Genomic DNA, 26,632 nt, shown 5'->3' on the forward strand with positions numbered 1-26,632 from the left:
GCTCAGCCGTCGGTGAAGCGTGGCGCGCGACCCTCCAGCCGGGCGACGACCGCCTCACGCTGGTCCGGGCTGCCGATCAGCGCGCCGATCTCGTCCTGCTCGGCGGCGAGGCCGTCGGCGATCGGGGACCGGCCTTCGTCGTCGAGCAGGCGTTTCGCGGCGCGTACGGCCTGCGGGCTCAGGGCGGCGATCTCCCGCGCCGTCTCCCACGCCGCGGCCCGCGGGTCGGTGGCGGTGCGGGTGGCCAGCCCGAGCGCGACGGCGTCGGTGCCCGACACCGGCCGCCCGGTGAAGGTGAGGTCCTTCGCGACGTCCCGCCCGACCAGCCCGGGCAGCAGCCGGGTGCCGCACATGTCCGGGACCAGGCCCCAGCGGATCTCCAGCACCGACAGCGTCGCGTCCGGGGCGACGATCCGGATGTCGGCGCCCAGCGCGATCTGCAGGCCGCCGCCGAGGGCGTTGCCCTGCACCGCGGCGATCACCGGGACGGGCAGCTCCGCGAACCCCCACACCGCGCGCTGACCGGTGGCCCGCGCGGGTGAGCCCGCGGCGGGCGGGGGAAGCTCGGCCGTCGCGGAGAGGCGTTCGCCGGACCCCATCGCGCGGAACATGTCGCGGTCGAGACCGGCGCAGAAGTCCGGCCCGTCGGCGGAGAGGACCACCGCGCGGAGTCCCGGCGTCGTGCGGAGACCGTGCGTGGCGTGCACGATCGCGGAGAACATGGCGACGTCGAGTGCGTTGCGCTTGTCCGGCCGGGACAGCCGTACCTCGGCGACGCCGCCGTCCACGGTGGTCCGTACGCGCTCGTCCATGGGCCGACCGTAACCCGCGAGGAGGCAATGTCGGATGTTCGTCGCACCGGAGCTGCACGAGGTGACCCGTGGGCTGGCGTTCCCGGAGGGCCCGGTGGCGCTGTCGGACGGGTCGGTGCTCGTCGTCGAGATCGCCGCGGGCCGGGTGACCCGGGTGCTGCCGGACGGCACGCACGCGCTCGTCGCGGAGACCGGCGGCGGCCCGAACGGCGCGGCGATCGGCCCCGACGGCGCCGTGTACGTCTGCGACAACGGCGGTTTCGCCTGGCACACCCGCCCTGACGGCACCGTCTATCCGGGGAACCAGGCCGAGGACTACCGGGGCGGCGCGATCCTGCGCATCGACCCGGACAGCGGCGCGACGACCGTGCTGTACGACGGGCTCCGCGGCCCGAACGACATCGTCTTCGCCGCGGACGGGACGTTCTGGTTCACCGATCTCGGCAAGCGGCGCCCGCGCGAGATGGACCTCGGCGGGCTGCACCACGCGACCACGGACGGGTCCGCGCACACCGAGGTGGTGCACCCGCTGATCACGCCGAACGGTGTCGGGCTCTCCCCGGACGGCTCCCGGCTCTACGTCGCCGAGACCGCGACCGGCAGGGTCTGGTGCTGGGCCGTGACGGGCCCGGGGACGCTCGCGGCGCCCGACGAGCTGCCCGGCCCGCCGGGGCCCGGCGGTGCACGGCTGCTGCACGGGTTCGCCGGGTACCGCAACCTCGACTCGCTGGCCGTCGACGGCGACGGGAACGTCTGCGTCGCGACCCTGGTCAGCGGGGAGATCAGCGTGCTCTCCCCGGCGGGCGAGCTGCTGGGCACGGTCGCCCCGCCCGAGCACGACCCGCACGTCACGAACATCTGCTTCGCCGGTGCGGGGTCCCGGGAGGCGTGGGTCACCTCGTCCGGGTGGGGCAGGCTCTACCGCTGCACCTGGCCGGTGGACGGCCTCGACCTCGCGTTCCGGCGGTGAGCGCTCAGCCCGGCACCGGCGGCTCGATCGACACCGGCGCGCCCCAGTCCCGGTAGCGGATCAGCAGGTCGAGCGTCCCGGCCCCGGGCAGCTGCTGGCGGAGCCTGCTGCGCAGCGGTCTGCGGTCGGCGTCCAGCCACACCTCGGTGCTGATCCGCGTCACCCCGGCCCGGTGCTGCGCGGCGAGCGCCTCCCGGCTCGCCGGGTCGTGCTCGCTCGCGATCGCGCGCACCAGGTCGACGACGAGCGTGTAGTGCACCGCCGGGGTGCCGTCGACATCGGAGTCGCTCGCGTCGGCGACCAGCACGGCGTCCGGGTAGCGGGCCACCGCGGCGAGCGGGTCCACACCGGACGCGACGTTCGCGGCGGTCGTCGCGTCGGCGGTCACCTCCGGCGGCATCGCCGCGCGGCCGGCCTCGGCCCAGCCGGTGCCGGTCGGGTGCAGCCACGTGCGGTCCCCGACCCGGACGAGTTCGGTCGTGCGCCCGCCGTCGCCCTCCGGCCCGGTGCGCAGCACCAGCCGCACCGACGGCCCGGCGCCCGCCGGGTCGAGCCGCATCACGCCGTCGCCGCTGACCGGGACCGGGCCGGAGCCGCCGTCGAGCGTCCCGGCGACCGACAGCCCGGCGGTACCGTCGGACCGGGTCCGGGCGCGGACGTCCGCGAGCATCGGGGCCGGGTCGTAGTACTTCGGCAGCTCGGCGGCCGTCGGCGACGGTTCCGGGGTGGACCCGGACGAGCCGGGCCAGGCGCAGCCGGAGAGCACCGCGGCGAGCACGGCGATGCCGGCCACGAGTGCCGCGCGGCGCCGTCCCGGCACGTCCGCCTCCGTCCTGCGGGTCAGCCCTGGTTCAGCGCCACGAGGATGCGGCGCAACGCCCCGAGTCTGCCCCCGGCGAGCGCGCCGGAGGCGACCAGGTCGTCCAATGCGCACTCCGGGTCGGCGGGCGGACCGAGGTGGCCGCAGCCGCGCGGGCAGTCGTCGATCACCGCGGCCAGGTCGCCGAACGCCGCGACGACGTCGTCCGGGCCGACGTGCGCGAGCCCGAACGAGCGGATCCCCGGGGTGTCGACGACCCAGCCGTCGGCGTGCGGGAAGGCGAGCGCGGCCGTCGTCGTGTGCCGTCCCTTCCCGACACCGGAGACCCGGCCGGTCGCCTGGTCGGCGTCCGGGACGATCGCGTTGACCAGCGTCGACTTCCCGACACCGGAGTGGCCGACGAGGGCGCACAGCCGTCCGGACAGCTCCGCGTGCAGGGCGTCCGCCCCCTCGGGCGCCCCCGCCGCGTCCCGCCCGGTGATCACCAGCGGCACCCCGAGCTCGCGGTACTGCGCGGCGAACGGCTCCGGATCGGCCAGGTCGGACTTCGTCAGGCAGAGCACCGGCTCCAGGCCGCCGGCGTAGGCGGCGACCAGGCAGCGGTCGACGAACCCGGTGCGGGGGACCGGGTCGGCGACGGCGGTGACGACGACGAGCCGCTCGGCGTTCGCGACGACCACCCGCTCGTACGGGTCGGTGTCGTCCGCCGTGCGCCGGAGCACCGTGTCCCGCTCGGCGACCCGCACGATCCGGGCCAGGGTGTCCGGCTCACCGGACAGGTCCCCGACGAGATCGACCCGGTCCCCGACGACCACCGGCGTCCGGCCCAGCTCCCGGGCCCGCATCGCGACCACCTGCGGGCGTGCCGGGTCGGCGTCGACCGCGCAGGTCCAGCGCCCCCGGTCGACGGCGGTGACCATCGCCCGGGTGGCGTCGGCGTGCGCGGGCCTCCGCTTGCTGCGCGGTCGCGATCCGCCCCGGCCCGGGCGGACACGGACGTCGGTCTCGTCGAGGGCACGGATGTCGCGGGCCACGATCAGCCGTTCGCCGGGGTCCCGAGGAGGGCCGACCATCGGCCGGGGAAGTCCGGGATGGTCTTGTCCGTGCAGCCGATGTCGTCGACCAGCACCCCCGGCACGACCAGCCCGACGATCGCCCCCGCCGTCGCCATCCGGTGGTCGGCGTAGGCCCCCCACGGCCGGTCGGCGCGGCCGGTGAGCGGTTTCGGGTCGATCACCAGGCCGTCGTCGGTCTCGGTGACGGACCCGCCCAGCGCGGTGATCTCCGCGGCGAGCGCGGCCAGCCGGTCGGTCTCGTGCCCGCGCAGGTGGCCGATGCCGCGCAGCCGGGACGTGCCGTGCGCGAGCGCGGCGATCGCGGCGACGGTGGGGGCGAGCTCACCGGCGTCGTGCAGGTCGACGTCGATCCCGGACAGCCGGTCCGGCCCGGTGACGGTCAGCCCGGCGGCGTCGTGGGTGACGGTGGCGCCGAACCGCTCGAGGACGGGCAGCACGTCCACCCCGGGCTGGGTGGACGTCGCCGGCCAGCCCCGCACCGTGACCCGTCCGGCGGTGACGGCCGCCGCGGCCAGGAACACCGACGCGTTCGACAGGTCCGGCTCGATGTCCCAGTCGCGCACCGCGACCGGGCCGGGCTCCACCCGCCAGGTGTCGGGATCCTCGCCGGTCGTCCGGTCGGCGACGGTCACGCCGGCCTCGCGCAGCATCCCCACCGTCATGTCGATGTGCGGCAGCGACGGCAGCGCCCGCCCCGCGTGCCGCACGGTCAGCCCGCGCTCGAAGCGGGCACCGGACAGCAGCAGCCCGGACACGAACTGCGACGACGCCGACGCGTCGATCGTCACCTCGCCCCCGGCGATCGGCCCGCCGTCGAGCCGGAACGGCAGCGCGTCGCCGTCGACCCGGGCGCCCAGCGTGCGCAGCGCCGACAGCACCGTGCCCATCGGACGTTCCCGGGCGCGGGGGTCGCCGTCGAACCGGACCGCACCGGACGCCGTCGCCGCGGCGGGCGGGGCGAACCGCATGACGGTGCCCGCGAGCCCGCAGTCGATCTCGGCCGGGGTGTCCCCGGTGCCGCCGCGCAGCCCGTCGTGCGCCCCGGTCGTGACGGTGTCCCCGTCGGCCGACACCGGGACGCCGAGCGCGGCGAGCGCGCCGGTCATCAGCGCGGTGTCGCGGGTCAGGGGTGCCCCGCCCACCCGGCAGGCGCCGCCGGAGAGCCCGGCGAGCAGCAGCGCCCGGTTGGTCACCGACTTCGAGCCGGGGACGGAGACGGTGCCGGTCACCGGGGCACCGGGCGTGGGGGCGGACCAGAAGCTCACGCCCCCATCTTCTCCCACGTGCCAGGATGGGGCGCATGTGCGGCCGTTACGCCTCCACGAAGGCCCCCGCCGACCTGGCCGACGAGTTCCACGCCGTCGACGCCACGGCCGAGACGTCGCAGCGCGCCGACTACAACGTCGCACCGACCAAGGACATCACCGTCGTGGTCGAGCGGCACCCCCGCGACGACGACGGCGAGGCCGACCCCACCGTCACCGAGCGGTCCCTGCGCACCGTGCGCTGGGGCCTGGTGCCGTTCTGGTCGAAGGACCCCTCGGCCGGGGCGCGGATGGTGAACGCCCGCTCGGAGACGATCACCGAGAAGCCCGCGTTCCGGCGCGCGGCGGCGTCGCGACGGTGCCTGTTCCCGATGGACGGCTGGTACGAGTGGCAGCGCTCCGCCGCCGTGCCGAAGAGCGAGGGCGGCACCGGCAAGCCGCAGAAGCAGCCGTACTTCACGCACTACGCCGACGGCTCCACGATGGCGATGGCCGGGATCTGGGAGTTCTGGCGCCCGAAGGACGGCGAGCTCGCCGAGAAGTACCCCGACGGCCTCGTCACCGCCTGCGTCCTCACCACCGAGGCGGTCGGCCCGCTCGCCCAGGTGCACGACCGGATGCCGCTGGTCCTGCGGCCCGGCGACTGGACCGACTGGCTGGACCCCGACACCGGGTCGGGCGACGAGCGGGTGTCCCGGCTGCTCGTCCCGCCGACCCCGGAGCTGGTGTCCACCTGCGAGATCCGGCCGGTGTCCGCGCAGGTCAACAACGTCCGCAACAACGGCCCCGAGCTGCTGGACCGCATCCCCGACGACGAGGTGCGCGAGCCGATCCAGCTCGACCTGCTCTCGTGACCGGCGAGGAGACGGCTACCGGGATCGACACCCCGCGCGGCCCGGCCCGGGTCACGTGGCACCCGTCGACGTCGGGGCCCGCCCGCGCGCTGCTCCTGCTCGGGCACGGCGCCGGCGGCGGGATCGGCGCCCCCGACCTGGTCGCCGCGACCGCGGCGGCGACCGCCGCCGGGTGCGACGTCGGGCTGGTCGAGCAGCCCTACCGGGTCGCGGGGCGGCGCGCACCGGCCCCGGCCGGGCACCTCGACGAGGCGTGGCTCGCCGTCGCGGCCGCCGTGCGGAAGGACGGCGACCTCCCGCTCCTGCAGGGCGGGCGCAGCTCCGGGGCCCGGGTCGCCTGCCGCACCGCCGCCGCGACCGGCGCCGCGGGCGTCCTGTGCCTGGCGTTCCCGCTGCACCCGCCCGGGCGTCCGGAGCGGACCCGGCTGCCCGAGCTCGACGGTGCCGGCGTCCCGGTGCTGGTCGTGCAGGGCCGCTCCGACCGGTTCGGCGTCCCGGATCCCGGCCCGGACCGCCGCGTCGTGCTGCTCGACGGCGACCACGGGCTGAAGAAGCAGCACGCCGAGCTGCGCAGCGCCGTCGGGGAGTGGCTGACCGGGTTCACCCGGCCGGGCGACGCCCGTCCCCGAAGCTGACCCGCCGGTCCAGCATCTGCTCGACCTCGCGCGCAGGCAGCGGCGGCGCCATGAACCAGCCCTGACCGACGTCGCAGCCCAGCGAGCGCAGGTGCGCCGCCTGCCCGTCGGTCTCCACCGACTCGGCGACGACGCGCAGCCCCAGGCTGTGCGCGAGATCGATCATCGCCGAGAGGATGACCGGGCTGTCGACCTCGCGCGTGGCGTCGGCGGCCTGCGGGTCCTGCGCGGACACGAACGACCCGGCCAGCTTCAGTACGTCGACCGGCAGCCGGTGCAGGTAGACGAGGTTCGAGTAGCCGGTGCCGAAGTCGTCGATCGCGATCCGCACGCCGAGCCGGGACAGCTCCTGCAGCGCGGCGACCGGGCGGCCGCTCGCCGACATCAGGTCGCTCTCGGTCAGCTCCAGCTGCAGCGCGTGCGCCGGCCACCCGGTGCGCTCCAGCACCCCGGCGATCCGCTGGACGGCGTCGGGCTGGCGCAGCTGACGTCCGGCGACGTTGACGCTCAGCACGAACTCACGTGACGGGTCGGCGTCCACCCAGGCCCGCGCGTCGGAGCAGGCCCGGTGCAGCAGGTGCAGGCCGAGCGGGACGATGAGCCCGGTCTGCTCGGCGAGCGGGATGAACACGTCCGGGCCCAGCCGGTCGCCGTCGGCGGTCCGCCAGCGCGCCAGCGCCTCCACGCCCGCCACCCGGCCGTCGGAGAACGACACCAGCGGCTGGTACTCGAGGTCGAACTCGCCGCGGTCCAGCGCGCCGGGCATCCGTCCGGCGAGCTCGAACAGGTGGACGTCGTGGCGGTGCCGGGCCTGGTCGAACACCGCGATGCGGTCCCGGCCGTCGCGCTTCGCCCAGTACATGGTGGTGTCGGCGGCCTGCATCAGCTCCGCCGCACCGCTCTGCCGGGCCTCCCCGGTGTCCTGCGGTCCGCCGGGATCGTCGTCGTGCGGCACCGGCCACACGACGATGCCGATGCTGGCCGACACCACGACCTCCCGGCCGCGCAGCGCCACCGGCCGCCGCACGACGTCCAGCGCCCGCTCCGCGACCGCGTTCAGCTGCGCGGTGCCCGTGCACGCCTCGACGAGCACCACGAACTCGTCGCCGCCCATCCGGGCGACGGTGTGCCCGTCCACCCCGAGCTCGTCGTGCAGCCGCTGCGCGACGGCGGAGAGGAGCTGGTCGCCCGCGTCGTGGCCGAGGGTGTCGTTGACGGCCTTGAACCCGTCCAGGTCGAGGTAGCAGACGCCGACCCGGGAGTCCGGCCCGGCGTCCAGGGCGGCGGTCAGCCGGTGGAAGAACAGCGCGCGGTTCGGCAGCCCGGTGAGCGGGTCGTGCTCGGCCTGATGCTGCAGCCGGGACTGCAGCCGGTGCCGCTCGGTGACGTCCTCGATCATCGCGACCAGGTGGCGCGGTGTGCCGTCCGGGTCGCGGATCAGGGACACGACGAGCTGGGTCCAGACCTGCTCGCCGTCCTTCCGGAAGTACGACTTCTCCATCCGGACGTGCCCCACCCGGCCGCCGAGCATGGCCTGGATCTGCGGCCACATCTCGGGGGTGTCCTCGGGGTGGATGAACTCGAACACCGAGCGGCCCACCAGCTCGCCCGGGGGGTAGCCGAGCATGCCGGCCAGCGCCCGGTTCGCCTCGAGGATGGTCCCGTCGGCGTCGGCCACGCTGATGCCGAGCGCGGTGTTCTCGAAGACCGCGCCGTAGCGGGCCTCCGAACGCCAGCGGGCGTTCTCCGCCGCGCTGCGGGCCGCGAACGCGGCCGTGCTGATCCGGTCCTGCTCGGTGCGTGTGCGCTGCTGCAGCGTCCGGGCGTACCCGGCCGACATCGCCCCGACCGCCGCGGTGAACCGCCGCAGCCGGGCCGGGTCGGTGGTCCGGTCGGCGAAGTGCGACGACAGGACGTCGAGCGAGCAGCGCAGCGCAGCGGGGTCGGTCAGGTGCGCCGCGACCAGCTCGGCGCCGACGTCGGCCGCCATGTCGGTCTCGGCCCGGCCGTCGACGACGGCGGTGGTCCACCAGGCGGCCCCGGACAGGAGCTCGTACAGCTCGGCCCGGCCCGCCGAGACGAAGCCGCGGGCGTGGATCGCCGCCACCCAGGCGTCGGTCAGCTGGCCGACGCTCGCGTCGTGCCGCCCACCGGCGTCCGCCGGTACGGGTTCGCCCACGCCGTCTCCTCCGCGTCCGCCGGGTACGGGCCGCTCAGCGCCGGGCCACCGCGGCCAGGCCCGGATAGCGTTGTGCCTCCGGCCCGACCGGGGACTCCGGCCGCCACAGCGGTATCCGCACCACTCCCGGTTCCAGCAGTTCCAGGTCGCCGAACAGGGCGCGCAGCTCCTCGGTGCTCCGCATCCGCATCGGATTCGGCGACTGATCGCGGTTGTAGACCCTCTGCGCCTGGTTCGCACCCGAATGGCCGCCCTCGTCGCTCGCATGGGTGACCACCACGTGGCTCCCCGGCGCGGTCGCGTCGGCGAAGGTCCGGACGATGCCCGCCGGCCCCAGTGCGTCGGGGACGAAGTGCAGCACCGACACCAGCAGCACCGCGATCGGCTGCGAGAAGTCCAGGTGCGAGCGGGTCAGCGGGTCGTCGAGGATGCGTGCCGGCTCGGTGAGGTCGGCGGCCAGCACCTCGGTGCGGTGGTCGCCCTCGAGCAGCGCCCGGCTGTGCACGACCGCGATCGGGTCGTTGTCGACGTAGAGCACCCGCGGGTCAGGGCACTCCGCGGCGGCGAGCTCGTGCACGTTGCCCGCGGTCGGGATCCCGGAACCCAGGTCGAGGAACTGGGTCACACCCTGGGAGCAGAGGTACCGCACCACCCGCCGCAGGAACGAGCGGTTGGCCTGGGCGACGGTCGCCATCTCCGGCATCGCGGCGAGCACCTGGTCGGCGAACCTGCGGTCCGCGTCGAAGTTGTGCGATCCGCCCAGGTAGTAGTCGTACACCCGGGCGACGCTCGGCCGGGTGATGTCGACCTCGTCAGGTGCCCACGCCGGCCTGTCCATTCGCTGCCCCCCGGGTAACCGCTTTCGACGCCTTCGGCGATCACGACCCTACTCAACCTGCGGCGATCGGGGCCACGACGGCGCCGGTCAGGGCGACGAGGTCGTCCGGGGCCAGCTCGATCTCCAGGCCGCGGCGCCCGCCCGAGCAGAACACCGTCGGGTGCTCCCGGGCCGAGTCGTCGACGACGGTGGGCAGCCGCCTGCGCTGGCCGAGCGGGGAGATCCCGCCCGCCACGTAGCCGGTGGCCCGCTCGGCGTCGGCGACGTCGGCGAGGACGGCCTTCTTGCCGCCCGTCGCGGCGGCCAGCGCCTTCAGGTCGAGCTGCGCGGCGACGGGCACGATCCCGACGGTCATGACGCCGTCGACCAGCGCGACGAGTGTCTTGAACACCCGTCGCGGGTCCTGGCCCATCTCCCGCACGGCCTCCTCGCCGTACCCGGCGCCGCCCGCGTCCTGGTGGGTGTAGGTGTGCACCTCGTGCGGCACCTTCCGCTTCGCCAGCAGCGCCGTCGCCGGAGTGCCCTTGCCCGCCATCGCCGCCGTCCCCCGCCCGTCGCGCCGCGGGAGGGTCCTCCCGCCGCGGGCAACCTACGGGAATGCCGGCCCGGGCCGCACCGTTGTTCCGGACGTGAGCACAGCAGTGATGGAGTCGCCGCGGTCCGGCCGGACCCGGCGTGGACGCGTACTCTCCGACGGGTCCGCAGTGCCGGTGACCCGCACCGGTGCGCGGCTCGTGTCACTGGAGAGGGGACCGTTGTCACCACAGCCGGAGCAGTCCGGGACCGAGGAGTTCCGTACCACCGGTGAGGCCGCCCTCGACGCCACGGAACCGGCCGAGGTCGGCACCGCCGACGAGGACGGCAACCGGGCGCCCGAGGACGAGTCCGTCGAGGAACGCACCGCACGCTTCGAGCGGGACGCGATGCCGATGCTCGACCAGCTCTACGGGGCCGCACTGCGAATGACCCGGAACCCGGCCGACGCCGAGGACCTCGTCCAGGAGACCTTCCTGAAGGCCTACTCCGCCTTCGGGTCGTTCCGCCGCGGCACGAACCTGAAGGCCTGGCTGTACCGGATCCTGACCAACACCTACATCAACGGTTACCGGAAGCGGCAGCGCCAGCCGCTGCAGTCCCCGACCGATGAGATCACCGACTACCAGCTCGCGCAGGCCGGTGAGCACACGTCGACCGGGCTGCGGTCCGCCGAGGTGGAGGCCCTCGACGCGCTGCCCGACAGCGACGTGAAGGAGGCCCTGCAGGGGCTCCCTGAGGACTTCCGGATCGCGGTCTACCTGGCCGACGTCGAGGGGTTCGCCTACAAGGAGATCGCCGAGATCATGGGCACCCCGATCGGGACCGTGATGTCCCGGCTGCACCGTGGCCGGCGTCAGCTGCGCGAGATGCTGACCGACGTGGCGCGCGACCGCGGCATCGTCCGCGGGAGCGACGAGGAGGTGACGGCGTCGTGAGCGCCGAGAAGGACACCCCGCTCGAGCGCAATCCGATGCTCTCCGGCGGTGGGGCCGACTGCGGTGAGGTGCTGGCCGAGGTGTGGATGTTCCTCGACCGGGAGTGCGACCAGAACCGGCGGCAGCTCCTGCAGCAGCACCTCGACGAGTGCGCGCCCTGCCTGGCCGAGTACGGCATCGACGAGAAGCTCAAGGCCCTGCTCGCCCGCAAGTGCGGTGGCGAGGCGGCGCCGGAGTCGCTGAAGGACCGGCTGCGGACCCAGATCCGCTCGGCGGTGCTGGAGCAGGCCCAGGTGACCGTGGAGAGCGGGCCGGAGGGCACCAGCGTGTCGGTCGCGCGGCGGCGTACGGAGTACCGCTCCGAGGGCTGAGCGACCCCCTCTCACGCACGAAGGGCGGGCACCCCGGTGGGGTGCCCGCCCTTCGTCGTCTCGCGTGGCGACTCAGGTGTTCGGCTTCTTGCCGTGGTTCGCCTTGTTCTTGGAGCGGTCGCGACGCTTACGGGCGCGCTTGGACATGATCGCCCTCCTTCCACCGGATCAACACGTGCGGCGGAACCCGCCGCGGGGGAACCCTGATTCTCGCATGTGGTGGGATGGGCGACCGTGACCACGCTGAGCGAGCTGCTCGCCGAGCACACGACGATGGGCGGCGAGACCGCCGACCACCTGCAACGGGTGGTCGGTGAGTGGCAGCTGCTCGCCGACATGTCGTTCGCGGACTTCCTGTTGTGGGTGCCGCTGGACGACCTGAACGCGGTCGCGGAGGACGGCACGACGTCGCGGGCGTCGACCGCGCAGTTCCTCTGCGTCGCCCAGGCCCGCCCGACCACGGCACCCACCGCGCACCCGGACGACGTCGTCGGGCGCCGGGCGGCGACCGTCGAGGTCGGTCAGCTGCGCCGGGCGGTCCTGGAGGGCCGGATCTGCCGCGACGACGACCCACGCTGGCACCTGGAGGTGCCGGTCCGCCGCGAGACCATCCCGGTCCGCCACCACGGCCGCACCGTGGCCGTGCTGTCCCGGGACACGAACCTCGCGACGCCCCGGGTCCCGTCCCCGCTGGAGATCGCCTACCTGGGCAGCGCCTCGGACCTGTGCCAGATGATCGTCGACGGCACCTTCCCGCCGCAGTCCGGCCCGCCCGGCAGCGCCGAGGGCAGCCCGCGCGCCGGTGACGGCCTGGTCCGCCTCGACGTGCACGGCAACGTGGCCTACGCCAGCCCCAACGCGCTCTCGGCCTACCACCGGATGGGCCACGCCAGCGACGTCGCCGGGGCCGATCTCGCCGCCGTCACGAAGGCGCTCGTGCTCGACCCGTTCGACGCCAAGGACGTCGCGGGCCGGATCAGCGACGCGCTGGCGGGCACCCCGTCGAGCCGCATGGAGGTCAAGGGGCGGCGGGCGACGATGCTCGTCCGGGCGCTGCCCCTGCGCCCGCGCGGCGACGCGGCCGGCGCGCTGGTGCTGGTCCGGGACGTCACCGACCTGCGGCGCCGGGACGCGGCGCTGATGTCGAAGGACGCCACGATCCGGGAGATCCATCACCGGGTGAAGAACAACCTGCAGACGGTCGCGGCGCTGCTGCGGCTGCAGGGCCGGCGCAGCGAGTACCCGGAGGCCGGCCGGGCGCTGGAGGAGGCGGTCCGCCGGGTCACCTCGATCGCGCTGGTGCACGAGGCGCTGGCGTACTCGGTCGCCGAGACCGTCGAGCTCGACGAGCTGCTGCCGAAGGTCCTGCCGGCGATCCGGGACGGCGCGACGACCGAGTCCCGGGCCAGGGTCCGGGTGGACGCCGGGTTCGGTGCGCTGCCCGCCGCGAAGGCCACCCCGCTGGTGCTGGTGCTGGCCGAGCTGGTGCACAACGCGCTGGCGCACGCCTACGACCCCGGCATCGCGGGGGAGGTGGTGGTGAGTCCGCAGCGGTCCGCGGGGCGCCTCGAGGTGTCGGTCGCCGACGACGGCCACGGCATGCCGCCCGAGTTCGACTTCGAGAAGTCCAAGGGGCTGGGCCTGCAGATCGTGCGCACGCTGCTGAGCTCGGAGCTGGAGGCCACCATCACCGTCTCCGACCGCGACGGCGGCGGCACGGTGGCGCTGATCCGCGTGCCGCTCGGCGGGTCCTGACGCAACGCCCGGACCGCTCGCCGTCCCCGGGCGGTCGGTCCGGTGCGGCGGGTGACCGCAACCGTCACTGCGGGTGACCCGGGGCGTCAGTGGGCACCACGAGGGCACCGGATACGCTCGTCGCGTGACCGTTGATCCCGGTGCCGTGGTCGCGCCGGCGCCGTGGTGGACGAGTCACTCGGGGTGGCAGATCACCCCGAACACACCTCGGGCCCGTTGCCGGTGGCGTCCGGCTACGGGCCCGAGGTCGGGGAGCTATTGCGCTGTCGAGCGTGTTGCTCAGGCGGGTGTTGCTCAGGCGGTGTGCGCGCGGGGACGCGTGCTGCGCCGCTTCAGGGCGCGCCGCTCGTCCTCGCTCATGCCGCCCCAGACACCCGCGTCCTGGCCGGACTCGAGGGCCCACTGCAGGCACGACTCGGTGACCGGGCAACGCCGGCACACGCTCTTCGCCTCCGCGATCTGCATCAGGGCGGGGCCGCTGGTGCCTACCGGGAAGAACAGCTCCGGGTCCTCGTCGCGGCAGATCGCGTCGTGACGCCAGTCCATGATTGCCTTCTCCTCTGGTGCGCGATCGGGGGTCGCGCCGATCGTCGTGTCTGTTACGTGCGTGTTTCGAAGCTTGTGAATACTTTCACGAGCTCCGTGCGTCCTCAATGGGAAACTGCCCGCCGGATGCGTGAGCGGCCTCATAGCCGCTCGCACACGACAGACCAGTGCCCGGGACCTCGGGAGTCCGGGCCCGGTTCCGACAACAAGTGTCCCTGTCCCACACACATTCGGCTACCCGAATGCTGTGTAGGGCCGGACACCTTGCAGGACCGGATCCTTGCTGATCCGGGCCTCGCGACCCGGACCGCCACGAGCCGCGCTGCCCGTGGATCCCTCGCTTGCGTAGGGACCACCTTGGATCACCGGTTTGGGCTGGTGTAAGCCCCAACGGGATCGGCGGTCCGCTGACATCGGTGAATGGCGGGGTTGCTCACTCCGGCGTGTGAGAGGGCCCGCACGGGGCGCGACGAACCGCCCGTCTCACACGACGACGCGTAACGCTCCGGCCACGCTCAGGAACTCCACGTCGGTGCGCATGCCGAGGTGGTCGCCGTCGAGCTGCAGCGCCAGCGGCCGGTCGGAGGTGATCCGGACCTGCGGGACGGCGTCGTGCCGGACGATGTGGCGGCCGTGCGGGTCACCGTCCGCGGCCAGTATCTGGCGCAGCGTGGCCGCGATCGTCCGCGGCCCGAGACCGGTGAGCGCGAACAACCCGAGCCCGCTGCCGAACGACGAGCGCGGGTTCGTCCGCACCGCGCGCCCCGACAGGTAGGTCCACGGGTCCGTGTTGGAGACGAACGCCAGCTTCACGCCCTCCAGCGGCGCGGCACCGGGGATGTCGACCGTCATCGACGGCGGCCGGCGCAGCTGCGCGACGTACTGCGCGAGGGCGGTCATCGCGTAGCGGCCGGGGCTGGCCTCGTGGCCCTGCGCCCTGGCCCGCTCGACCGCGGCGACGACGTCGGCGTCCCAGCCGATGCCGGCGTTGAAGGTGAACCAGCGGTCGTCGGCGTGCCCGAGACCGACCAGGCGCCTGCGCCGCTGCGCCAGCGCCTGCAGCACGTGACCGGTCGCGTCCACCGGGTCGCGGGGCAGCTCCAGGGCCCTGGCGAAGACGTTCGCCGAGCCGCCGGGGACCACCGCCAGCATCGCCGTGGCGTCCGGGTCCGGGCGCGGGGCGCCGGTCCCGGTGCCGGTCTGCGCGGCGAGCAGGCCGTTGACGACCTCGTTCACCGTGCCGTCGCCGCCGAGGGCGACGACGAGCTCGACGCCGTCGGCGACGGCCGCGGCGGTCGCCTCCGCGGCGTGCCCCCGGTACCGGGTCTGCAGCACCTCGAGCTTGAGCTCGCTGGCGAGTGCCTTGGTCAGCACATCCCGTCCGGCGGCGGTGGTGGACGTGGCCTGGGGGTTGACCACGAGCATCGCGCGCACGGGGCCGACTGTATCGACCGGCCCGATCCCTATCCTCGACACCGTGGCCGAGGAACAGGGGAAGGGTGCCGGTGGGCGCACCGCGGTGCCGGAGAACGTGCGGGTCTCCGGGGTCCTGGTGGGGGTGCAGGGCCTGGCCGGGATCGTCGTGTCGGTGGTGCTGGCCGTCCGGGCGATCGGTGCCGGTGACGCCCGCGGCTACTACGGACTGGCCGAGGCGGGGATCTTCCTGCTGATGGCGGGGGCCGTCGCGGGGATCGGGTACGGCCTGTTCCGCGGGGTGCACGGCTGCCGGACGCCGGCGATCGTCGTCCAGCTGCTGCTGTTCCCGGTCATCTACTACGTCCTCGGTCCCAGCCGGCAGCTGCTGTGGGGGATCGTCTGCGGGCTGTTCGTGCTGTTCACGTTCCTGATGCTGATCAGCGAGCAGACCCGGCGGTGGTCGATGGGGGAGGACTACCCGGACTGAGCGGCGCGCGACGCGAGCGCGGCCAGCGGGTCGCCGGTGAGCCGGTAGGTGGTCCAGCCGTCGTTCGGCCCGGCCCCGATCGACCGGTAGAAGCCGATCGCCGGGGTGTTCCAGTCGAGCACGTTCCACTCCAGCCGGGCCCACCCGCGGTCCGCGCACTCGGCGGCCAGCGCGGCGAGCAGCCGCACGCCGTGGCCGCCGCCCCGGTGCGCGGGCGAGACGTAGAGGTCCTCCAGGTGCATCCCGGCGACGCCCTCCCAGGTGGAGAAGGTCCGGAACCAGATCGCGATCCCGACCACCTCGCCGTCGCCGGTGGTCGCGACGTGCGCCCACGCGACGGGCTCGGCGCCGAACAGCGCCGCGTGCAGCTGGTCGTCGGTGAGACCGCACTCGTCGGCGGCCTTCTCGTAGTCGGCCAGCTCGTGCACGAGCCGGACCATCGCCGGGACGTCGGCCGGGCCGGCCGGGCGCACGGCGCTCACGACGACGTCCCGGTGGGCCGCTGGTTGAGGTGGTCGAGGCGCGGGACCCCGCGCTCGAACCCGAGGACGGTGACCCCGGCCGGGTCCATCCGGAAGTGGACGCCGCCGCTCGCCGGCTGCCCGATCCACCGAGCGGTGAGCACCCGGGAGAAGTGGCCGTGCCCGACCAGGACGACGTCACCGCCCCCGAGCAGCGCGCGGGCGTCGGCCAGCACGGAGTCGGCGCGGGCGGACACGTCTCCCGCGGTCTCGCCGCCGGGCCACGGGCCGTCCCACACGGTCCAGCCGGGCAGCGTCTCGCGGATCTGCGGGGTGGTGAGGCCCTCGCCGTCGCCGTAGTCCCACTCGGACAGTCGCTCGTCGACGGCGTCGACGGCCAGCCCGGCGAGCTCGGCGGTGTCCCGCGCGCGTGTGCGCGGGGAGCAGAGGACGCGGGCGGGCGGGTCGTCGTGGCGGACCAGGGTCAGCGCGTCCCGGACGCTGCGGGCGGCGGCCCGCCCGGCACCGGTGAGCGGGATGTCGGTGCGGCCGGTGTGCTTCCCGGTCCGCGACCACTCGGTCTCACCGTGCCGCAGGAGCAGGACGCGGCCGTACGGGTCGGCTTCGGAGCTCACACCCGGTGACGCTAGTCGTGCGCCGGGCCGCGCGCCGCTCCCCGGGCGTGGGCTGCGGGGTGCGGGTTTCGCCCGGTCGTGGCGCCCGCCCACCCGTCCGGGGCGTGACGGCGTCCGGCCCGCCCTCGTTGGGGCCGCGACGGGGTGCGGTCCCGCGCCCACCGGCCCGCCGTCCGAGGAGTGTCATGTCGCAGCTGCCCCGCCGTCTCGCACGGCGGATCGCCGGGATCTGCGCCGCGGCCGGCCTGTCGGCCGTCGCGGTCCTCACCGTCCCCGGTGGCACCGCGCTCGCCCAGCCGGGGCCCGCCCCGATCGGGCCCGGCGTGCAGATCGTCACGCCGCTCGGCGACGGCGCGGAGCTCTGCACGGCGAACTTCCTGTTCACCGGAGCGGGCGGCCAGGACGGGCACCGCGACGGCGACGGCGCCGAGCACCAGTCGTCCCCGGCCGGGAAGCTCTACCTCGGCACGGCCGCGCACTGCACGGGTACCGCCGAGTCGACGGGCTCGGTGGACGGCTGCGTCGAACCGGTCATGCCGGAAGGCACGGAGGTCGGCATCACCGGTCGTGACGGCCGCTCCTACAGCGGCACCGTCGCCTACAACTCGTGGGCGGCGATGCAGGCCCGCGGCGAGACCGACCGGGCGGCCTGTGGCTACAACGACTTCGCGCTGATCGAGCTGAGCCCGGAGGCCGCGGCGGTCGCCGACCCGACGGTGCCCGGCTTCGGCGGCCCCGTGGCCCTCGACACCGACGGCACCCGCAACGGCGAGACCGTCTACAGCCACCAGCCGAACCAGCTGGCGGCGACGCCGGACAAGCAGGGGATCAGCCTGGGCAGGCCGGAGGGGCCGCGCACGCACGTCGTCGTCACCGCACCGCCGGGGGTGCCGGGCGACTCGGGCTCGGGCTACCTCGACTCCGAGGGCAAGGCCTTCGGTGTGCTGTCCAGCCTGCTGCTGCCGACCGCGGCCAACGGCGTCGCCGACATCGCGCAGGCCCTGGACTACGCGGCCGAGTACGGCCGGATCGGGAAGGTGGACCTCGTCCCCGGAACCGCGCCGTTCGCGCCGGACACGCTCCGGATGACCGAGCTGCCGGCCGGCCCGCAGCTCCCTGCGCAGCCGCTGCCGGACCTCACGCCCGCACCGCTGCGCTGAACCCGCAACCCGTACGCGCGTCCTGTGCGGGTGCCCACTCCGGCCGTGCCGGACCCCCGGATCCGGGCCTCGCCCTGGTTAGACTGCGCGCCAGTACCCGACAGCCGTGTCCCGCCCCGGATCCGCATCCGGAACCGGAGAGGCGGGATGGCCGTCCGGCACCGCGATCCGGTCGACGACACCCGCGACCTCCGGTGCAACGGCAGGCGCCCCCGACCGGCGCCGCTCACGTACCAGACCAGTGGAGTCACTCGATGACGCTCGCCCAGGACCGCCCGACCGCCGCCCCGCACCGAGACGAGGTGTTCGGCGCGCACGAGGGCGGGAAGCTCGCGACCGGGCTGACCGCGCCGCTGGCCGACGCCCGGGACCTGTCGATCGCCTACACCCCCGGTGTGGCGGACGTCTGCCGCGCCATCGCCGACGACGCCTCGCTCGCCTCCCGCTACACCTGGGCGCACCGGCTGGTGGCGGTCGTGAGCGACGGCACCGCGGTGCTCGGCCTGGGCGACATCGGCCCGCGGGCGTCGCTGCCGGTGATGGAGGGCAAGTCGGCGCTGTTCAAGTCGTTCGCCGGCCTGGACTCGATCCCGCTGGTGCTCGACACCACCGACGTCGACGAGATCGTCGAGACGCTCGTGCGGCTGCGTCCGACCTTCGGGGCGGTGAACCTGGAGGACGTCTCGGCCCCGCGCTGCTTCGAGCTGGAGCGCCGGCTGGTCGAGGCCCTGGACTGCCCGGTCATGCACGACGACCAGCACGGCACCGCCGTGGTCCTGCTCGCGGCGCTCGACGGCGCCTGCCGGCTGCAGGGCCGCCCGCTCGCCGACCTGCGGATCGTCATCTCCGGTGCCGGTGCCGCCGGCATCGCGTGCGCCCGGATCCTGCTCGCCGCCGGTGCCTCGGACGTCGTGCTGCTCGACTCCCGCGGGATCGTCGACGCGGGGCGCGGGGGCGAGAAGGCCGACCTGGCCGCGGTCACCAACCCGCGTGGCGTGACCGGCGGGATCGCCGAGGCGATGGACGGGGCGGACGTGTTCGTCGGCCTCTCCAGCGCGACGCTGCCGGAGGAGGTGCTGGCCACGATGGCCCCCGAGGGCATGGTGTTCGCGCTGTCCAACCCGGACCCCGAGGTGCACCCGGACGTCGCCGCGCGGCACGCGGCGATCGTCGCGACCGGGCGCAGCGACTTCCCGAACCAGATCAACAACGTGCTGGCCTTCCCCGGGATCTTCCGGGGCGCGCTGGACGTGCACGCCCGCCGGATCACCGACGGGATGAAGGTCGCGGCCGCCCGGGCCATCGCGGACGTGGTGGCCGACGAGCTGAGCCCGTCGAAGATCGTTCCCGGGCCGTTCGACCCGCGCGTGGCGCCCGCCGTCGCAGCCGCCGTCGCCCGTGCCGCGGGTGACAGCGGGGCGACGTCCGGGTGACGACGACCGGGTAGATCCGGTTACCAACCGTGCACGACGGGGCGGTGCGGCGAACGGCGCGCTGCGCTGTGAGCGGTCGTGCACGGTGCGTCAAGCCTCCGTGCGCCGTTCGGCGACCCTCCGACGCCCTTCACCCTGAGGGACGGGCGTACCACTCACGGTGAATATGGCCCGGAGGAGCGCAATTGCGCCGAACGGCCCCATTACCCGCTGTGCAGGATGCCTCGATCGGGCTACGGGGGCGGATCGCCCGGCCCGGTGGCTCGTTGTCCACGGTGGAGCTGCCGAGCAGAACGGAGGCGGGCGTGGCCGAGCTGGATCCACGGACGGGACACCGTCCGGGGGGTACGCCCCGTGGCGTGTACGACGACGAGTCGATGGGCGGTGCTGCCGGGGACCCACGCCGCGACGTGGACCGGCCCACCGGTATCGCCGGTGACCTCGCCCGGGCGTTCGCCGGGCCCGGAGGCACCGCGGCGTCACGGCCGCGGCCGGCGCCGTCGCCGCGTCCCGCCGAGGGCGAGCCGCTCGCGGAGGCGCTGTACGCGCCCACCGCCGGGAACGCCGCGGACGTGTTCGACGGTGCTGCCCCGATGACCGGTGCCGCCCCGGTGCCCGGCGCACCCGAGGCCCGGGCCGACCGTGCGCCGTCGCCGACGCCGCGCCCGGCGGCCGACGAACTCCCACAGCTCCCGGCGCTCCCGCCCTCGCCCGCCCTGCTCTGCGACGCCGCAGGCACCGTGCTCCACACCAACGCCGCGCTCCGCAGGCTCGCGGGGTCGGCCGACCCGACGGGCATGAAGCTCCCGCAGCTGCTCGTCGGCCCCGACTCCGACGCCCGGCTGGTCCGCGCCGACCGCCGGCTGGCCCGGGTGAAGGTCGTCCGCTGGCCGCACCCGGGGGACCACACCGTCGTGCTGCTCACCGCGTTCCCGGACGCGGCGCCCGCGGCGTCCGACGAGGCCCCCGCTCTGGACCTGGAGCGGGCCACCCGCTCCGGCACCTGGACCTTCGACCTGCAGGCCGGGACGCTGACCCGCAGCGAGGGCCTGGTCGAGCTCTACCGGGTGCTGGGCGTCCGCCCGGACGGCCCGGACGGCCCGATCGAGGGCGAGCAGGTCGAGCGGGTCTGCCGGATGCTGCGCCGCGGCCCGGAGGAGTCGTCGTCGGCGGCGCACGCCTCGCACTCGTCGGAGATCCGGCCGGAGGGCGGCGCGGTGCTGTCCTGCCGCACCCGGATCGACCGCACCCCCGGCGGCGCGCCGCTGCGGCTGATCGGGACCGTGCAGGACGTCTCCGACCGCCGCCGTGCCGAGTCCCGCGCGCAGCGCTCCGGGCAGCGGTTCGCCGACCTGGTCGCCACGATCACCACCGGCGTCGCGATGCTCGACGGCCGCGGCCGGATCGTCGATGCCAACCCCGCGCTGTGCCGGCTGCTCGACGCCGACCTGGAGACCCTGCGCGGTGTCCCGGCGCGGGCGCTGTCCGCGGAGCCGCAGCGCGGCGACCGCGGCGGCCTGCCGGACTGGCTGCGCGACCCCTCGCACCCCGAGCCGACGTACCGGATCGAGTCGCTGCCGCTGCTGCGGGCCGACGGCACCCGGGTCGACTGCGAGGTCGTCGTCAACGCCGCCCCGTCCGACGACGGCCGCCCGTTCTGGCTGCTCGTCGTCACCGACGTCGGCGAGCGCCGGCGCGCCGCGGACGTGCTCCGCGAGGCGAACACCGTCGACCCGCTCACCCGGCTGCCCAACCGTGCCGGGCTGCTCGAGCTGGCCGACCGCCTCCTGTCCGGGCCGGGCGCCGACCGGGTCGCGGTCGTCTGCGGGGACGTCGACGACTTCGCCCGGGTCAACACCGGCCTCGGTCACGACGCCGGCGACACCCTGCTCACCGAGCTGGCGGGCAGGCTGCAGCGCGAGCTGCCGCCGCTGTGCACCGCGGCCCGGCTGTCCGCGGACGAGTTCGCCGTCGTCTGCGCGGACACCGACGACGTCGGCGGCGCGGCCACGCTGGCCGGCACGGTCGCCGACCTGCTCCGCGGCTCCGTCACCGTGGCCGGGCGCCCGGTGACGCTGAGCGCCTCGGTCGGTGTCGCGACCCGCGACGCCGTGCCCGAGGGGCCACGTGCCCCGCGGGGCGACGACCTGCTCCGCTCGGCCGAGGTCGCCGTGCAGCAGGCCAAGAAGCGCGGCCGTGGCACCGTCGTGGTCGCGGACCGCGGCACCGTCGGTCCCGCCCAGCGTCAGCTGGAGCTGGAGGCGGAGCTGCGCGCCGCGATCGAGTCCGACGAGCTGCGCCTGGAGTACCAGCCGGTCGTCGGCCCGGACGGCACCGTGCTCTCCGCCGAGGCGCTGCTGCGCTGGTCGCACCCGGTGCACGGCGAGGTCTCCCCGGGCGAGTTCCTGCCGGTCGCCCAGCGGGGTGGTCTGCAGCGGGATCTCGACCTGTGGGTGCTGCGGACGGCGGCCGCCGAGGCGGCGACCTGGCCGCGGCACGGCCGGTCGATCGCCGTCGCGGTCAACCTGGCCGGCCTGCTGCCGGCCGACCCGGACTTCCTGGAGGAGGTCAGCGCGATCGTCGACGGTGCCGGGCTGGGCTGGGACCAGCTGGTGCTCGAGCTCGTCGAGACCAGCCTGGTCGCGCTGCCGCGCCCGGCGCTGGACGCGATGAGCGAGCTCGTCCGGCGCGGGGTCCGGTTCGCCGTCGACGACTTCGGCACCGGCTACTCCTCGCTGGCCCGGCTCAAGGAGCTCCCGGCGCAGACGGTGAAGGTGGACCGCGCGTTCGTCACCGGGGTCGGCACCGACCCGGCGGACTTCGCCCTGGCCCGGGCGGTGGTCGAGGTCGCCCGGGCGATGGGCCGTGCCACCGTCGCGGAGGGCGTGGAGACCGCCGAGCAGTTCCACGTGCTGCGCGGGCTCGGGGTCAACGCGTTCCAGGGCTGGTTGTTCGCCCGCTCCCTGCGGCCGGACGACCTGCACCGGGTGCTGCGCGGCGGCGGCCTCCCCACCCCGGCGACGACCGCGACGCCGCCCGGAGGCACCCCCGGCGCCTGGTGACCGGACCGGCCGGCCCGGAGCCGTCCGGTCCGGACACGTGCCCGCACGGCGGCCGGCCGGGTCGCCGGTCGTCCACGACCGGGTTAGTGTTCTCCGACCATGCGGCCCCTCGGCCGCACGCCGAGGGCAGGGGGAACCGGCGATGATCGAGTTCCGGGGCGTCACGAAACGCTTCCCGGACGGGACGGTCGCGGTCGACGAGCTCGACCTCGTCGCGGAGCAGGGACGGATCACGGTGTTCGTGGGTCCGTCCGGCTGCGGGAAGACGACCTCTCTCCGCATGATCAACAGGATGGTCGAGCCGAGCTCGGGCGAGTTGCGGGTGGACGGTCAGGACGTCCTGTCCGCGGACCCCGCCGAGCTGCGCCGGGGCATCGGCTACGTGATCCAGCAGGCCGGGCTGTTCCCGCACCGCACCGTCGTCGACAACATCGCCACCGTGCCGATGCTGCTCGGCAACGGCCGCAAGGCCGCACGGGACCGGGCGATGGAGCTGATGGAGACCGTCGGCCTCGACACCGCGATGGCGCGCCGCTATCCGGCGCAGCTGTCCGGCGGCCAGCAGCAGCGCGTCGGTGTGGCGCGCGCGCTCGCCGCGGACCCGCCGGTGCTGCTGATGGACGAGCCGTTCTCCGCGGTCGACCCGGTGGTCCGGGAGAGCCTGCAGGACGAGCTGTTGCGGCTGCAGTCCGAGCTCGGCAAGACGATCGTGTTCGTCACTCACGACATCGACGAGGCGATCAAGCTCGGCGACCGCGTGGCGGTGTTCCGGGTCGGCGGGCGCCTCGCCCAGTACGACGAGCCGGGTGTGCTGCTCTCCCGCCCGGTCGACGACTTCGTCGACACCTTCGTCGGGCGGGACCGCGGCTACCGCGGGCTCGGCTTCCTGACCTCGGACGCGATCCCGATCGGGCCGCTGCCGGTGCTCTCGGTAGGCGACCCCCTGCCCGACGACGGCTGGGCACTCGTCGTCGACACCACGGCCCGCCCGCTCGGCTGGGCCAGGGCGGGCGACGGCGTCGTCACCGAGGACCTGGTGGTCCCGGGCGGCTCGCTCTACGCCGTCGGGTCGGGGTCGCTGCGCGGCGCGCTGGACGCGGCGCTGTCGTCGCCGTCGGGGCAGGGCGTCGCGGTGGACGCCGACGGTCGCGTCGCCGGGTCGGTGACCGCCGACGACGTGCTGGCGGCGCTGCCCGCGGCCCGCGACGACTCCGCCGCGTAGGGGTCCGGCGATGGACTGGGTCTTCCGCAACTCCGACCTCGTGCTCGAGCTGACCGGCCAGCACCTCGTGTTCGCGCTGGTCCCGGTGCTGGTCGGGCTGCTGCTCGCGATCCCGCTGGGGTGGCTGGCCAACCGCCGCTCGTGGGGCCGCACGCTCACCCTCAACGCGGCGGGCTTCCTCTACACGCTGCCGTCGCTGGCGCTGTTCGTGTTCCTGCCGCCGATCCTCGGCACCCGGATCCTCGACCCGGTGAACGTGGTCATCGCGCTGACGGTCTACGTGCTGGCGCTGCTGGTCCGCACCGTCGCCGACGCGCTGTCCGCGGTCCCGTCGCGGATCGTCGACTCGGCGACGGCGATGGGCTACCGGCCGGTCCGCCGGTTCCTCGCGGTCGAGCTGCCGATGGCCGTCCCGGTGATCGTCGCCGGGCTGCGCGTCGCGGCGGTCAGCACGATCAGCATGGTCACCGTCGGGTCGGTGATCGGTTTCGGCGGGCTCGGCAAGATGTTCACCGAGGGCTTCCAGCGGGAGATTCCGCAGCAGACGATCGCCGGCATCGTGCTGGTGCTGCTGCTGGCACTGGTGGTCGACCTCCTCCTGGTACTGATCGGCCGGCTCCTCACACCGTGGGAGCGGGCGCGGACGGGGGCCGCGGCATGACCTACCTCGGCTGGCTCTTCGACGGCGCGAACTGGACGGGACCCGAGGGGATCCTCGTCCGGCTCGCCGAGCACCTCGGCTACACGGCCCTGACGATGCTGGTCGCGATGGCGATCGCACTGCCCCTGGGCGCCTGGATCGGCCACACCGGACGCGGCGGCGTGGTCGTCGTCGGCCTGGCGAACGCGCTCCGCGCGCTCCCGACGCTAGGGCTGCTGGTACTGCTGTTCCTCCTGGTCGGACTCGGCCTGCTCGGCCCGCTGATCGCGCTGGTGATCATGGCCGTGCCGCCGCTGCTGGCCGGCGCGTACTCCGGTGTGCGCAACGTCGATCCCGCCGTGGTGGACGCCGCGCGGGGGGTCGGCATGCGCGGGCCCGAGGTGCTGTGGAAGGTGGAGCTGCCGAACGCGCTCCCGCTGATCGTCGGCGGGGTCCGCAGCGCGACGCTGCAGGTCGTGTCCACCGCGACCGTCGCCGCCTACGTCGGCATCGGCGGGCTGGGCCGGTTCATCCTCGACGGCCTCGGGCAGCGCGACTTCGGCGCGATGATCGGCGGTTCGGTGCTGGTCGCGTTGCTCGCGGTCGTCGCCGACCTGGTGCTGGGCGGGCTGCAACGGCTGATCGTCTCGCCCGGCCTGCGGGCCGGGGTGGCCGCGCCCGCGCCGTCCGGCCGCGGGGGGCTGCGCGTGCTGCGCGGCGGACGGGACACGGAGGCGAGTGCGGCGTGAAGAAGCTCGTGACCCTGCTGGCGGTCGCCGTGTTCGTGCTGACCGGGTGCGGCGGCGACCCGCTCGCCGGCTCCGACACCGCCCCCGACGTGGTGGCGATCGGCTCCGGGAACTTCACCGAGTCCCAGCTGCTCGCCGAGGTGTACGCGCTGGCCCTGCGCGACGCCGGTGTGCAGGTCGAGGACCCGGTCGCGATCGGGTCCCGGGAGGCGTACTTCCCGGCCCTGCAGGACGGGTCGGTCGACCTGATCCCGGACTACTCCGGCGCGCTGATGACCTACCTGGACGAGGAGGCGACCGCGGTCGAGCCGGACGAGGTCTACGCCGAGCTCGGCCGGGTCCTGCCGCCCGGGCTGGTGCTGGGCCGGATGTCGGAGGCGGAGAACAAGGACGCCGTCGTCGTCACCCGGGAGACCGCGACCCGGCTGAACCTGCGCACGGTGGCCGACCTGGCCCCGCACTGCCCGCAGATGACCTTCGGCGGCGGGCCCGAGTTCCGGACCCGGCCGGACGGCATCCCCGGCCTGGCCAAGAACTACGGCTGCGCGTTCGGTCAGTACCGGTCGCTGGACTCCGGCGGCCCGCTGACCGTCGCGGCGCTCGAGGGCGACGACGTGCAGGCCGCGAACCTGTTCACGACCGACCCGGCGCTGCCGCAGAACGACTTCGTCCCGCTCGCGGACCCGAAGGAGAACTTCGCCGCGCAGAACGTGGTGCCGGTCGTCGCGGAGCGCAAGGCGTCGCCGCAGGTCCGCGCGGTGCTGGACAGGATCTCCGCGGCGCTGTCCACCGAGGAGCTGCTGGCGATGAACACCGAGGCCGCCGGGCCGGAGAAGCCGGCGCTGCGCACCGTCGCGGCCGACTGGCTCGAGCGCAAGCAGCTGCTGGGGAGCGGAGCGTGAAGGTCCTCTCGCTGCACCGCTACCCGGTGAAGTCGATGCTCGGCGAGGACCTCGGTGCGCTGGACCTCGACGGGCACGGCGTCGTCGGGGACCGCGCGCTGGCGCTGCTCGACACCGAGCACGGCCGGGTGGCGACGGCGAAGCAGCCCCGGCACTGGCGGGCACTGCTGCGGTGCCGCTCCGCGGGATCCGGGGCAGCGGTGCGGGTCACCCTGCCCGACGGCCGCACCCTGCCCGCCGGTGACGCGGGCGACGCACTGTCCGAGCTGCTCGGCCGCCCGGTGCGGATGAGCGTCCGCCGGGACGACGGCGCCGTCGTCGAGCGGCCGGACCCCGAGGACGTGCTGGCCGCCGGCCTCGACGCCGACGTCGACGCCCCGCTGCTGGAGATCGCCCAGGGCACGCCCGGCGGCCGGTTCGTCGACCACTCGCCGGTGCACCTGATCACCACCGCGACCCTCGACGCGCTCGGGGTGGAGGCGCTGCGCTACCGGCCCAACGTCGTCGTCGCGACGCCGGACGGGACGCCGGCGTTCGTGGAGAACGACTGGCTCGGCCGCCGGATCACTCTCGGCGCGGTGACCCTGGTCCCGACCCTGCCGACGCCGCGCTGCTCGGTCCCGACCCTGGAGCACGGTGACCGTCCGCGCGCCCCGGAGGCCCTGCGCGGCCCGGCCGAGCGGAACCGGGTCGAGGTCGAGGGGTTCGGCGTGCTGCCGTGCGCCGGCATCTACGCCCGCGTAGAAATCCGCGGTCCCCTCCGCACCGGCGACCCCGTCACCGTCACCTGACCTGTGCCCGCCCGGGACGCTCACCGGACCCGGGGACGCTCACCGGATCGGGTGCGCGCGGACGGATCCGGTGAGCGGAGG

General features: G+C 74.9%; 27 protein-coding genes. 15 read left to right on the forward strand and 12 right to left on the reverse strand.

What is annotated here, in order from left to right; genetic code table 11:
• Positions 1 to 2: 2 nt before the first annotated feature.
• Complete coding sequence (locus PP1_RS21785) at positions 3 to 812, reverse strand: crotonase/enoyl-CoA hydratase family protein (protein ID WP_010241533.1); 810 nt, start codon at positions 810 to 812, stop codon at positions 3 to 5.
• Between the two features lie 34 nt (positions 813 to 846).
• On the opposite strand from PP1_RS21785, the gene PP1_RS21790 reads away from it, so the two are divergent.
• Positions 847 to 1,782: an SMP-30/gluconolactonase/LRE family protein gene (locus tag PP1_RS21790; protein ID WP_010241532.1), complete on the forward strand. Its 936-nt coding sequence runs from the start codon at positions 847 to 849 to the stop codon at positions 1,780 to 1,782.
• A 4-nt stretch (positions 1,783 to 1,786) separates the two neighbouring features.
• On the opposite strand, the gene PP1_RS21795 is transcribed toward PP1_RS21790, so the two are convergent.
• From PP1_RS21795 to aroA, 3 genes are read right to left on the reverse strand one after another with little or no spacing between them, the layout of a single operon-like run.
• On the reverse strand, positions 1,787 to 2,602 hold the full coding sequence (locus PP1_RS21795; RefSeq protein ID WP_010241530.1) for a hypothetical protein: 816 nt from the start codon (positions 2,600 to 2,602) through the stop codon (positions 1,787 to 1,789).
• A gap of 20 nt (positions 2,603 to 2,622) precedes the next feature.
• A complete protein-coding gene (rsgA, locus tag PP1_RS21800; RefSeq protein WP_010241528.1) occupies positions 2,623 to 3,675 on the reverse strand; it encodes a ribosome small subunit-dependent GTPase A in 1,053 nt (350 codons plus the stop codon).
• The gene (aroA, locus tag PP1_RS21805; protein WP_010241527.1) at positions 3,639 to 4,943 is read right to left on the reverse strand and encodes a 3-phosphoshikimate 1-carboxyvinyltransferase; all 1,305 of its coding nucleotides are present in this window, start codon (positions 4,941 to 4,943) and stop codon (positions 3,639 to 3,641) included. The genes rsgA and aroA overlap by 37 nt, the downstream gene beginning before the upstream one ends.
• 35 nt (positions 4,944 to 4,978) lie before the next feature.
• Between aroA and PP1_RS21810 the strand changes: the two genes are divergently transcribed.
• Together PP1_RS21810 and PP1_RS21815 are read left to right on the forward strand one after the other, a co-directional pair.
• The gene (locus tag PP1_RS21810; RefSeq protein WP_010241525.1) at positions 4,979 to 5,797 is read left to right on the forward strand and encodes an SOS response-associated peptidase; all 819 of its coding nucleotides are present in this window, start codon (positions 4,979 to 4,981) and stop codon (positions 5,795 to 5,797) included.
• The gene (locus tag PP1_RS21815) at positions 5,794 to 6,432 is read left to right on the forward strand and encodes an alpha/beta hydrolase family protein (RefSeq protein WP_075314675.1); all 639 of its coding nucleotides are present in this window, start codon (positions 5,794 to 5,796) and stop codon (positions 6,430 to 6,432) included. Before PP1_RS21810 ends, PP1_RS21815 begins: the two co-directional genes overlap by 4 nt.
• Here the strand turns inward: PP1_RS21815 and PP1_RS21820 are convergent.
• Genes PP1_RS21820 through ybaK form a run of 3 tightly spaced genes read right to left on the reverse strand, consistent with a single transcriptional unit; the run spans position 6,398 to position 9,984 of the window.
• Positions 6,398 to 8,611, reverse strand: a complete 2,214-nt coding sequence (locus PP1_RS21820) for a putative bifunctional diguanylate cyclase/phosphodiesterase (protein ID WP_010225805.1) — start codon at positions 8,609 to 8,611, stop codon at positions 6,398 to 6,400. The genes PP1_RS21815 and PP1_RS21820 overlap by 35 nt on opposite strands.
• Positions 8,612 to 8,645: 34 nt before the next feature.
• Complete coding sequence (locus tag PP1_RS21825) at positions 8,646 to 9,449, reverse strand: SAM-dependent methyltransferase (RefSeq protein ID WP_010225807.1); 804 nt, start codon at positions 9,447 to 9,449, stop codon at positions 8,646 to 8,648.
• A gap of 52 nt (positions 9,450 to 9,501) precedes the next feature.
• A complete protein-coding gene (gene ybaK, locus PP1_RS21830) occupies positions 9,502 to 9,984 on the reverse strand; it encodes a Cys-tRNA(Pro) deacylase (RefSeq protein ID WP_010225808.1) in 483 nt (160 codons plus the stop codon).
• Positions 9,985 to 10,204: 220 nt separating this feature from the next.
• On the opposite strand from ybaK, the gene PP1_RS21835 reads away from it, so the two are divergent.
• Positions 10,205 to 10,921: a sigma-70 family RNA polymerase sigma factor gene (locus PP1_RS21835; protein WP_202796317.1), complete on the forward strand. Its 717-nt coding sequence runs from the start codon at positions 10,205 to 10,207 to the stop codon at positions 10,919 to 10,921.
• Positions 10,918 to 11,292, forward strand: coding sequence for a mycothiol system anti-sigma-R factor (rsrA, locus tag PP1_RS21840; protein WP_010225810.1), 375 nt, complete (start codon positions 10,918 to 10,920; stop codon positions 11,290 to 11,292). Before PP1_RS21835 ends, rsrA begins: the two co-directional genes overlap by 4 nt.
• A 72-nt stretch (positions 11,293 to 11,364) precedes the next feature.
• On the opposite strand, the gene PP1_RS31605 is transcribed toward rsrA, so the two are convergent.
• Positions 11,365 to 11,439 (reverse strand): 50S ribosomal protein bL37, encoded by a 75-nt coding sequence (locus tag PP1_RS31605; RefSeq protein ID WP_369821693.1) that lies wholly within the window; start codon positions 11,437 to 11,439, stop codon positions 11,365 to 11,367.
• Between the two features lie 87 nt (positions 11,440 to 11,526).
• On the opposite strand from PP1_RS31605, the gene PP1_RS21845 reads away from it, so the two are divergent.
• Entirely contained in the window at positions 11,527 to 13,047 is a 1,521-nt protein-coding gene (locus PP1_RS21845; protein WP_029239263.1) for a sensor histidine kinase, read from the forward strand.
• Positions 13,048 to 13,341: 294 nt separating this feature from the next.
• Here the strand turns inward: PP1_RS21845 and PP1_RS21850 are convergent, their stop codons facing one another.
• Both PP1_RS21850 and PP1_RS21855 read right to left on the reverse strand, forming a co-directional pair.
• On the reverse strand, positions 13,342 to 13,593 hold the full coding sequence (locus tag PP1_RS21850; protein WP_010225812.1) for a WhiB family transcriptional regulator: 252 nt from the start codon (positions 13,591 to 13,593) through the stop codon (positions 13,342 to 13,344).
• A 483-nt stretch (positions 13,594 to 14,076) separates the two neighbouring features.
• On the reverse strand, positions 14,077 to 15,027 hold the full coding sequence (locus PP1_RS21855) for a diacylglycerol/lipid kinase family protein (RefSeq protein ID WP_010225813.1): 951 nt from the start codon (positions 15,025 to 15,027) through the stop codon (positions 14,077 to 14,079).
• A gap of 43 nt (positions 15,028 to 15,070) precedes the next feature.
• On the opposite strand from PP1_RS21855, the gene PP1_RS21860 reads away from it, so the two are divergent.
• Positions 15,071 to 15,496 carry a hypothetical protein gene (locus PP1_RS21860; RefSeq protein WP_010225814.1) on the forward strand — a complete coding sequence of 142 codons (426 nt, stop codon included), beginning with the start codon at positions 15,071 to 15,073 and terminating at the stop codon, positions 15,494 to 15,496.
• On the opposite strand, the gene PP1_RS21865 is transcribed toward PP1_RS21860, so the two are convergent.
• The gene (locus PP1_RS21865) at positions 15,484 to 15,978 is read right to left on the reverse strand and encodes a GNAT family N-acetyltransferase (protein WP_010225815.1); all 495 of its coding nucleotides are present in this window, start codon (positions 15,976 to 15,978) and stop codon (positions 15,484 to 15,486) included. The genes PP1_RS21860 and PP1_RS21865 overlap by 13 nt on opposite strands.
• Positions 15,975 to 16,592, reverse strand: coding sequence for an acid phosphatase (locus PP1_RS21870; RefSeq protein WP_010225816.1), 618 nt, complete (start codon positions 16,590 to 16,592; stop codon positions 15,975 to 15,977). The genes PP1_RS21865 and PP1_RS21870 overlap by 4 nt, the downstream gene beginning before the upstream one ends.
• A gap of 185 nt (positions 16,593 to 16,777) precedes the next feature.
• Here PP1_RS21870 and PP1_RS21875 point away from each other — a divergent pair, with 185 nt between their 5' ends.
• The 8 genes from PP1_RS21875 (at position 16,778) to PP1_RS21910 (ending at position 26,551) form a co-directional block, all read left to right on the forward strand.
• The gene (locus PP1_RS21875) at positions 16,778 to 17,752 is read left to right on the forward strand and encodes a trypsin-like peptidase domain-containing protein (protein ID WP_010225817.1); all 975 of its coding nucleotides are present in this window, start codon (positions 16,778 to 16,780) and stop codon (positions 17,750 to 17,752) included.
• A 254-nt stretch (positions 17,753 to 18,006) separates the two neighbouring features.
• A complete protein-coding gene (locus PP1_RS21880; RefSeq protein WP_010225818.1) occupies positions 18,007 to 19,185 on the forward strand; it encodes an NAD(P)-dependent malic enzyme in 1,179 nt (392 codons plus the stop codon).
• A gap of 359 nt (positions 19,186 to 19,544) precedes the next feature.
• The gene (locus PP1_RS21885) at positions 19,545 to 22,247 is read left to right on the forward strand and encodes a bifunctional diguanylate cyclase/phosphodiesterase (RefSeq protein WP_010225820.1); all 2,703 of its coding nucleotides are present in this window, start codon (positions 19,545 to 19,547) and stop codon (positions 22,245 to 22,247) included.
• Positions 22,248 to 22,389: 142 nt separating this feature from the next.
• On the forward strand, positions 22,390 to 23,469 hold the full coding sequence (locus PP1_RS21890) for an ABC transporter ATP-binding protein (protein ID WP_010225822.1): 1,080 nt from the start codon (positions 22,390 to 22,392) through the stop codon (positions 23,467 to 23,469).
• A 10-nt stretch (positions 23,470 to 23,479) separates the two neighbouring features.
• Entirely contained in the window at positions 23,480 to 24,130 is a 651-nt protein-coding gene (locus PP1_RS21895; protein ID WP_010225824.1) for an ABC transporter permease, read from the forward strand.
• Entirely contained in the window at positions 24,127 to 24,858 is a 732-nt protein-coding gene (locus PP1_RS21900; RefSeq protein WP_033198889.1) for an ABC transporter permease, read from the forward strand. Before PP1_RS21895 ends, PP1_RS21900 begins: the two co-directional genes overlap by 4 nt.
• Positions 24,855 to 25,760, forward strand: a complete 906-nt coding sequence (locus PP1_RS21905) for an ABC transporter substrate-binding protein (protein ID WP_010225828.1) — start codon at positions 24,855 to 24,857, stop codon at positions 25,758 to 25,760. The genes PP1_RS21900 and PP1_RS21905 overlap by 4 nt, the downstream gene beginning before the upstream one ends.
• Positions 25,757 to 26,551, forward strand: a complete 795-nt coding sequence (locus PP1_RS21910) for an MOSC domain-containing protein (protein ID WP_010225829.1) — start codon at positions 25,757 to 25,759, stop codon at positions 26,549 to 26,551. Before PP1_RS21905 ends, PP1_RS21910 begins: the two co-directional genes overlap by 4 nt.
• Positions 26,552 to 26,632 lie beyond the last annotated feature (81 nt).

The sequence above is a fragment of the Pseudonocardia sp. P1 genome (genome assembly GCF_000178675.2).
Taxonomy (GTDB): Bacteria; Actinomycetota; Actinomycetes; order Mycobacteriales; family Pseudonocardiaceae; genus Pseudonocardia.

Bases quoted from the DNA above. Each gene is read 5' to 3' on its own strand.
- PP1_RS21785 (WP_010241533.1), bottom strand. From the start codon at position 812: ATGGACGAGCGCGTACGGACCACCGTGGACGGCGGCGTCGCCGAGGTA.
- ybaK (WP_010225808.1), bottom strand. From the start codon at position 9,984: ATGGCGGGCAAGGGCACTCCGGCGACGGCGCTGCTGGCGAAGCGGAAG.
- PP1_RS21895 (WP_010225824.1), top strand. From the start codon at position 23,480: ATGGACTGGGTCTTCCGCAACTCCGACCTCGTGCTCGAGCTGACCGGC.
- rsgA (WP_010241528.1), bottom strand. From the start codon at position 3,675: ATGGTCGGCCCTCCTCGGGACCCCGGCGAACGGCTGATCGTGGCCCGC.
- PP1_RS21850 (WP_010225812.1), bottom strand. From the start codon at position 13,593: ATGGACTGGCGTCACGACGCGATCTGCCGCGACGAGGACCCGGAGCTG.
- PP1_RS21875 (WP_010225817.1), top strand. From the start codon at position 16,778: ATGTCGCAGCTGCCCCGCCGTCTCGCACGGCGGATCGCCGGGATCTGC.
- PP1_RS21890 (WP_010225822.1), top strand. From the start codon at position 22,390: ATGATCGAGTTCCGGGGCGTCACGAAACGCTTCCCGGACGGGACGGTC.
- PP1_RS21825 (WP_010225807.1), bottom strand. From the start codon at position 9,449: ATGGACAGGCCGGCGTGGGCACCTGACGAGGTCGACATCACCCGGCCG.
- PP1_RS21810 (WP_010241525.1), top strand. From the start codon at position 4,979: ATGTGCGGCCGTTACGCCTCCACGAAGGCCCCCGCCGACCTGGCCGAC.
- PP1_RS21790 (WP_010241532.1), top strand. From the start codon at position 847: ATGTTCGTCGCACCGGAGCTGCACGAGGTGACCCGTGGGCTGGCGTTC.
- PP1_RS21880 (WP_010225818.1), top strand. From the start codon at position 18,007: ATGACGCTCGCCCAGGACCGCCCGACCGCCGCCCCGCACCGAGACGAG.
- PP1_RS21900 (WP_033198889.1), top strand. From the start codon at position 24,127: ATGACCTACCTCGGCTGGCTCTTCGACGGCGCGAACTGGACGGGACCC.